The organism is Streptomyces sp. NRRL B-24572 (assembly GCF_002156145.1).
Classification (GTDB): Bacteria; Actinomycetota; Actinomycetes; order Streptomycetales; family Streptomycetaceae; genus Streptomyces; species Streptomyces vietnamensis.
In genome coordinates, this window is sequence record NZ_MWIG01000544.1 from 1 (window position 1) to 7123 (window position 7123).

General features: G+C 70.4%; 5 protein-coding genes. 1 reads left to right on the forward strand and 4 read right to left on the reverse strand.

All coding sequences use genetic code 11. The annotated features are described in order from the left end of the window. Window positions 1–177 precede the first annotated feature (177 nt). The 4 genes from CCN56_RS29315 to CCN56_RS29330 all read right to left on the reverse strand — a co-directional run bounded on the left by CCN56_RS29315 (window position 178) and on the right by CCN56_RS29330 (window position 5182). Entirely contained in the window at window positions 178–1782 is a 1605-nt protein-coding gene (locus tag CCN56_RS29315) for a glycerol-3-phosphate dehydrogenase/oxidase (RefSeq protein ID WP_086830979.1), read from the reverse strand. Between the two features lie 6 nt (window positions 1783–1788). After that, window positions 1789–3321 (reverse strand): glycerol kinase GlpK, encoded by a 1533-nt coding sequence (glpK, locus tag CCN56_RS29320; RefSeq protein ID WP_086830980.1) that lies wholly within the window; start codon window positions 3319–3321, stop codon window positions 1789–1791. 35 nt (window positions 3322–3356) lie between these two features. Continuing rightward, window positions 3357–4115: an MIP/aquaporin family protein gene (locus CCN56_RS29325; protein ID WP_086830981.1), complete on the reverse strand. Its 759-nt coding sequence runs from the start codon at window positions 4113–4115 to the stop codon at window positions 3357–3359. A gap of 302 nt (window positions 4116–4417) precedes the next feature. Further along, window positions 4418–5182, reverse strand: a complete 765-nt coding sequence (locus tag CCN56_RS29330; RefSeq protein WP_086830982.1) for an IclR family transcriptional regulator — start codon at window positions 5180–5182, stop codon at window positions 4418–4420. A 244-nt stretch (window positions 5183–5426) separates the two neighbouring features. Here CCN56_RS29330 and CCN56_RS29335 point away from each other — a divergent pair. Beyond that, a partial coding sequence (locus CCN56_RS29335; RefSeq protein WP_179200026.1) for a homocysteine S-methyltransferase family protein occupies window positions 5427–7123 on the forward strand: 1697 nt, incomplete at its 3' end.

Consider the following 7123-nt stretch of genomic DNA (forward strand, 5'->3'; position numbering starts at 1 on the left):
CGGTCGGCGGCGGAAAGCAGTTCGCCGGTGAGCGGATGCGGGGAGTGGTGGACGATCGAGAGCACCTGAAACTTCATGTCTCAACTGTGCGCGCCGAGTGTTGCGGCCGTGTGGCGGACGCATGGCACGCGCCAGGGGCGGCCCCTCGGAGAGGAACCGCCCCTGGACGTACGGAACTTACTTCCGCAGCATCGACTCGACCTCGGCGCGGATCTCGTCCGTCGCGAGACCGCGGATGGTCAGCGTCGTACGGCGGCGCAGCACGTCGTCCGCCGTCTCGGCCCACTCGTGGTCGCGGGCGTAGGCGACCTGCGCCCAGATCTCCGGCGCGTCCGGGTGTATCCGGCGGGCCAGCTCCGGGTTCTCGTTCGCCATCCGGGCGATGTCGAAGGAGAGCGAGCCGTAGTGCGTGGCCAGGTGCTTGGCGGTGTCGGCGGCCATCCGGGGGCCGGGCGCCGGACCGTCGACGAGCAGGCGGTGGGCGACGGCGTTCGGGTTGGCGATGCCGGGCAGCGGGAGCCGCTTCGGCAGCGCGGACACCGGCTCGTAGTCCTCGCCGAGTGGGTGGCCCGGGAGCTGCTCCAGCTTCTTCATGACCGTGCGGCCGATGTGGCGGAAGGTCGTCCACTTGCCGCCGGCCACCGACAGCATGCCGCCGCGGCCCTCGGTGACGACCGTCTCGCGCTTGGCCTTGGAGGTGTCGCCGGGACCGCCCGGGAGCACCCGCAGTCCGGCGAAGGAGTACGTGATCAGGTCGCGGGAGAGCTGCTGGTCGCGGATGGAGAAGGCGGCCTCGTCCAGGATCTGGGCGGTGTCCTTCTCGGTGACCTCGACCTGGCCGGGGTCGCCCTCGTACTCCTCGTCGGTGGTGCCGAGGAGCAGCATGTCCTCCCAGGGGAGGGCGAAGGTGATGCGGTACTTGTCGATCGGGGTGGCCAGCGCGGCCTTCCACGGCGAGGTCCGCTTGAGGACCAGGTGCGCTCCCTTGGAGAGGCGGATGGAGGGGGCCGCGTTGGGGTCCTCCATCTTGCGCAGGTGGTCGACCCAGGGGCCGGTCGCGTTGAGCACGAGGCGGGCGTTCACGCCGAACTCGTCGCCGGTGGTGCGGTCCTTCAGCTCCGCGCCGGTGACCCGGCCGCGGGTGAAGCGCAGGCCGGTGACCTCGGCGTGGTTGAGGACGGTGGCGCCGGCGTCGACGGCGGCGCGGACCGTCATCAGCGCCATGCGGGCGTCGTTCATCTGGTCGTCGCCGTAGACGGCGACGGCCTTCAGGTTGTCGGTGCGCAGCTCCGGCACGTCCTGGGCGGCCTTGGCGGGGGAGAGCAGGTGCCCGACGCCGTCGCCGAAGGCCGAGAGGGCGGAGTACGCGAACACTCCGGCGCCCAGCTTGGCGGCGCCGTGCGGGCCGCCCTTGTAGACGGGCAGGTAGAAGGTGAGCGGGTTGGCGAGGTGCGGTGCCACCTGACGGGAGACCGCACGCCGCTCGAAGTGGTTCTCCGCCACCAGCTTCACCGCGCCGGTCTGCAGGTAGCGCAGGCCGCCGTGGAGCAGCTTGGAGGAGGCGGAGGAGGTGGCGCCGGCGAAGTCGCCGGCGTCCACCAGGGCCACCCGCAGGCCCGACTGTGCGGCGTGCCAGGCGGTGGAGATGCCCAGGATGCCGCCGCCGATCACCAGGAGGTCGTACGTCGCCTTGGAAAGCTGTTCCCGGGTCTCGGCGCGGCTCGGCAGGGAACCGGCAGCCGGGTGCGTCCCCAGGGCAGGGACGCTCTGCAGGGTGGTCATCTCGTATTACTCCTCGGTCGAATCATCGAGCCAGCCCATGGAGCGCTCAACGGCCTTGAGCCAGCTCTTGTACTCGCGGTCACGCTTGTCGGCGTCCATGCGAGGGGTCCATTCCGCCGCCCGGCGCCAGTTGGCGCGCAGCGCGTCGGTGTCCGGCCAGAAGCCGACGGCCAGACCGGCGGCGTAGGCGGCGCCGAGGCAGGTGGTCTCGGCGACCATCGGACGCACGACGGGCGCGTCCAGGAAGTCCGAGAGGGTCTGCATCAGCAGGTTGTTGGAGGTCATGCCGCCGTCGACCTTGAGCGCGGTCAGCTCGACGCCGGAGTCCTTCGTCATGGCGTCGGTGATCTCGCGGGTCTGCCAGGCGGTCGCCTCCAGGACGGCGCGGGCGATGTGCGCCTTGGTGACGTACCGGGTGAGGCCGGCGATGACACCGCGCGCGTCGGAGCGCCAGTACGGGGCGAACAGGCCGGAGAAGGCCGGCACGAAGTAGGCGCCGCCGTTGTCCTCGACCGAGGACGCGAGGGTCTCGATCTCGGCGGCGGACTTGATCAGGCCCATCTGGTCGCGCATCCACTGCACCAGCGAACCGGTGACGGCGATCGAGCCCTCCAGGGCGTAGACCGGCTTCGCGTCGCCGATCTGGTAGCCGACCGTGGTCAGCAGGCCGCTGTAGGAGTTGATGACCTTGTCGCCGGTGTTCATCAGCATGAAGGTGCCGGTGCCGTACGTGGACTTGGCCTCGCCCTCGGCGAAACACGTCTGGCCGAACAGGGCGGCCTGCTGGTCGCCGAGTGCGGAGGCGACCGGGACGCCGTCGAGGATGCCGCCCTTGACCGTGCCGTACACCTCGGCGGAGGAGCGGATCTCGGGCAGCACGGCGGCCGGGATCTCCATGGACTGCAGGATCTTCTCGTCCCAGGCCATGGTGTGGAGGTTCATCAGCATGGTGCGGGAGGCGTTGGTGACGTCGGTGACGTGGTGGCCGCCGTCGACGCCGCCCGTGAGGTTCCAGATGACCCAGGAGTCCATGGTGCCGAAGAGGATGTCGCCGCGCTCGGCGCGCTCGCGCAGGCCCTCGACGTTGTCGAGCAGCCAGCGGACCTTCGGGCCGGAGAAGTAGCTCGCCAGCGGCAGGCCGGTCTCGCGGCGGAAGCGGTCCTGGCCGACGTTGCGGCCGAGCTCCTTGCAGAGGGCGTCGGTGCGGGTGTCCTGCCAGACGAGGGCGTTGTGGACGGGCTCACCGGTGTTCTTGTCCCAGAGCAGCGTGGTCTCGCGCTGGTTGGTGATGCCGATGGCCTTGACGTCGGCGGCGGTGATGTTGCCCTTCTCCAGGGCGCCGGCGACGACCTCCTGGACGTTGGCCCAGATCTCGGCGGCGTCGTGCTCGACCCAGCCCGGCTTCGGGAAGATCTGCTCGTGCTCCTTCTGGTCGACGGAGACGATCCGGCCGTCCTTGTCGAAGACGATGCAGCGCGAGGAGGTGGTGCCCTGGTCGATGGCCGCGATGAACGGGCCGGAGGTGTGTGCGTCGGTCACGGTGTGCTCCTGGGGAAGTCTGGAAGAAGGACGGCTCAGGCGAACGCGATGTTGTAGATACCCGCGGCGAGGGCGCCACCGATCAGCGGACCGGCGACCGGGATCCAGGCGTAGCTCCAGTCGGAGCCGCCCTTGTTCGGCAGCGGGAGCAGGGCGTGCACGATGCGCGGGCCGAGGTCACGGGCCGGGTTGATGGCGTAACCGGTCGGGCCGCCGAGCGAGAGGCCGATGGAGACCACGACGAAGGCGGTGATCAGGGCGCCGATGACGCCGAGGCCCTTGCCGCTGTCGTTGAGGCCCTGGGTGAGCACGGCCAGGACCAGCACGACGGTGCCGATGATCTCGGTGGCCAGGTTCTGCCAGGTGTTGCGGATCTCGGGACCCGTGGAGAAGACGCCGAGCACCGGACCGGGGCCCTCGATCGGCTTCTCGCTGACGGTCTCCGGGTCCGTGAGGTGCGCCTGGAACTGGCCGTAGTAGGCCACCCAGACCAGCGCCGCGCCGATCATCGCGCCGAGCATCTGGCCGGCGATGTAGACCGGGACGTTGCTCCAGTCCCCGTCCTTGATCGCGATGCCGACCGTGACGGCGGGGTTCAGATGGGCGCCCGAGAGGGAAGCGGTCATGTAGACGGCCGTCATGACGGCGAAGCCCCACCCGAAGGTGATCGCGAGCCAGCCCGCGTTGCGGGCCTTGGAGCCCTTGAGCGTGACGGCGGCGCACACACCGCCGCCGAGCAGAATGAGAACGGCGGTACCGATGGTCTCGCCGAGGAAGATGTCGGAGCTGGACACCCGCGACTCCTTTGTCCTTCGTCCAGGGGAAGGCGAACCCCGGGTCCCTCCGGTGGTCCGCGCCCTCGTGTTGAGGGCGTTGCCGGCCCTTGGCACTGTCACACCCTAGCGTGTATTGCCGTTAGGTGTTCGACAATGCCGACCGATGAACGGAAGTTTTGCCCCCGGGTTAACAGCGCGTCAAGGGTCTGGGAAGCGAAAAACCCGCCGATAACGCGATCGTTACCGGCGGGTTCGGTTCTGTTGTACGGGCTGCCGCACGCAGCCCTACGGAGGGTGGTCGGCCGCTCCTCGGCGGGCGGTCAGAAGCGGCCCGCCCCCAGGTCCCGGGAGACCGCGCGGGCGCAGTCCCGCACCGCCGCCACCAGCTCCGGACGCAGCTCCCCGTCCGGACAGAGCCGCTCCACGGCGCCCGTGACCGCCACCGCGCCCACCGGCATCCGCCGCCGGTCGTGGATCGGCGCCGCCACCGACGCCACGCCCTCCCAGGTCTCCTCCACGTCCGCCGCCCAGCCCCGGGCCCGCGTCATGTCGAGCAGCGACTCGAAGGCGCCGAGCTCCGTGGTCGTCCGGGGCGTGAACGCCTCCCGCTCGACCTCCACCACCTCGCTGTGCGCCACCGGGTCGTACGCCGACAGGACCTTGCCGAGCGCCGTGGAGTGCAGCGGCTGCATGGCCCCCACCTCCAGGACCTGGCGGCTGTCGTCCGGCCGGAAGACGTGGTGCACGATCAGCACGCCCTTCTGGTGCAGCACCCCCAGGTGCACGCTCTCGCCGCTGGACCGCGCCAGGTCGTCCGTCCAGACCAGGGCGCGCGCCCGCAGCTCGTGCACGTCCAGATAGCTGTTGCCGAGCCGCAGCAGCTCCGCGCCCAGCTGGTAGCGGCCCGAGGCCGCGTCCTGCTCCACGAAGCCCTCCGCCTGGAGGGTGCGCAGGATGCCGTGGGCCGTGCCCTTGGCGAGCCCGAGCGAGGACGCGATGTCGGACAGTCCGAGCCGGCGCTCGCCGCCCGCGAGCAGTCGCAGCATGGCCGCCGCCCTTTCAAGCGACTGGATGTTCTTCGCCATCGCCCGGCCCCTCACCCTTCTCACGCTGTTCGACAATGCTGAACACTATCGGTCGATGCCGACCTCGCGTCACACCACACAGTGTCGGCCAAGGAGGGGCAGAACCGGGAGTCCCCGCACACAGGATGCCGTCCGGCACGTGGGACGCCGTGTCCACCCCAGCCCCTGCGCGGTTACGCTGGCCCCGTGCACCCTCCCCCGAGGGTGCAAAGCCGACAGCCGTCGCATCCCAGGGAGCTCATCCATGGCCTCGTTGCCGACCCCTTCCGCTGACAGCCGGAACCGCGCCGCCGCCCTCCGCGAGGCACTCGCCAGCCGAGTCGTCGTCGCCGACGGAGCCATGGGCACCATGCTCCAGGCCCAGGACCCCACCCTCGAGGACTTCCAGAACCTCGAAGGATGCAACGAGATCCTCAACGTCACCCGGCCCGACATCGTCCGTTCGGTGCACGAGGCGTACTTCGAGGTCGGCGTCGACTGCGTCGAGACCAACACGTTCGGCTCCAACCACTCGGCCGCGGGCGAGTACGAGATCGCCGACCGGATCTTCGAGCTCTCCGAGGCGGGCGCCCGGATCGCCCGCGAGGTCGCCGACGAGTTCGCCGCCAAGGACGGCCGCCAGCGCTGGGTCCTCGGCTCCATCGGCCCCGGCACCAAGCTGCCCTCGCTCGGCCACATCGCGTACGACGTGCTGCGCGACGGCTACCAGCAGAACGCCGAGGGCCTCCTCGCCGGCGGCGCCGACGCCCTGATCGTCGAGACGACCCAGGACCTGCTGCAGACCAAGTCCAGCCTCATCGGCGCGCGCCGCGCGATGGACGCCCTGGGCGTGGACGTGCCCCTGATCTGTTCGCTCGCCTTCGAGACCACCGGCGTCATGCTCCTCGGCTCCGAGATCGGCGCCGCCCTGACGGCCCTGGAGCCCCTGGGCATCGACCTGATCGGCCTGAACTGTTCGACCGGACCGGCCGAGATGAGCGAGCACCTGCGCTACCTCGCCCGCCACTCCCGTACGCCCCTGATGTGCATGCCGAACGCCGGCCTGCCCGTGCTCACCAAGGACGGCGCGTACTTCCCGCTCACGGCCTCCGAGATGGCCGACGCGCAGGAGAACTTCGTCCGCGACTACGGCCTGTCCCTGGTCGGCGGCTGCTGCGGCTCCACGCCCGAGCACCTGCGCCAGGTCGTCGAGCGGGTCCAGGGCATCGTCCCGCCCGAGCGCTCCCCGCGCCCCGAGCCGGGCGCCGCCTCCCTCTACCAGACCGTGCCGTTCCGGCAGGACACCTCGTACCTGGCGATCGGCGAGCGGACCAACGCCAACGGTTCGAAGAAGTTCCGCGAGGCCATGCTGGAGGGCCGCTGGGACGACTGCGTGGAGATGGCCCGGGACCAGATCCGCGAGGGCGCGCACATGCTCGACCTGTGCGTGGACTACGTGGGCCGCGACGGCGTCGCCGACATGCAGGAGCTCGCCGGACGCTTCGCCACCGCCTCCACCCTGCCGATCGTGCTCGACTCCACCGAGGTGGACGTGCTGCGGGCCGGCCTGGAGAAGCTCGGCGGCCGCGCGGTGATCAACTCGGTCAACTACGAGGACGGCGACGGGCCCGACTCCCGCTTCGCCAAGGTCACCCGACTGGCCCAGGAGCACGGCGCGGCGCTGATCGCGCTGACCATCGACGAGGAGGGCCAGGCCCGCACCGCCGAGCACAAGGTCGCCGTCGCCGAGCGGCTGATCGCCGACCTGACCGGCAACTGGGGCATCCACGAGTCCGACATCCTCATCGACGCCCTGACCTTCACCATCTGCACCGGCCAGGAGGAGTCCCGCAAGGACGGCATCGCCACCATCGAGGCGATCCGCGAGCTGAAGCGCCGCCACCCGGACGTGCAGACCACGCTGGGCCTGTCGAACATCTCCTTCGGTCTCAACCCGGCCGC

Coding starts and splice junctions, on each gene's coding strand:
- CCN56_RS29315 (WP_086830979.1), bottom strand. CDS start 1,782: ATGACCACCCTGCAGAGCGTCCCTGCCCTGGGGACGCACCCGGCTGCC.
- CCN56_RS29330 (WP_086830982.1), bottom strand. CDS start 5,182: ATGGCGAAGAACATCCAGTCGCTTGAAAGGGCGGCGGCCATGCTGCGA.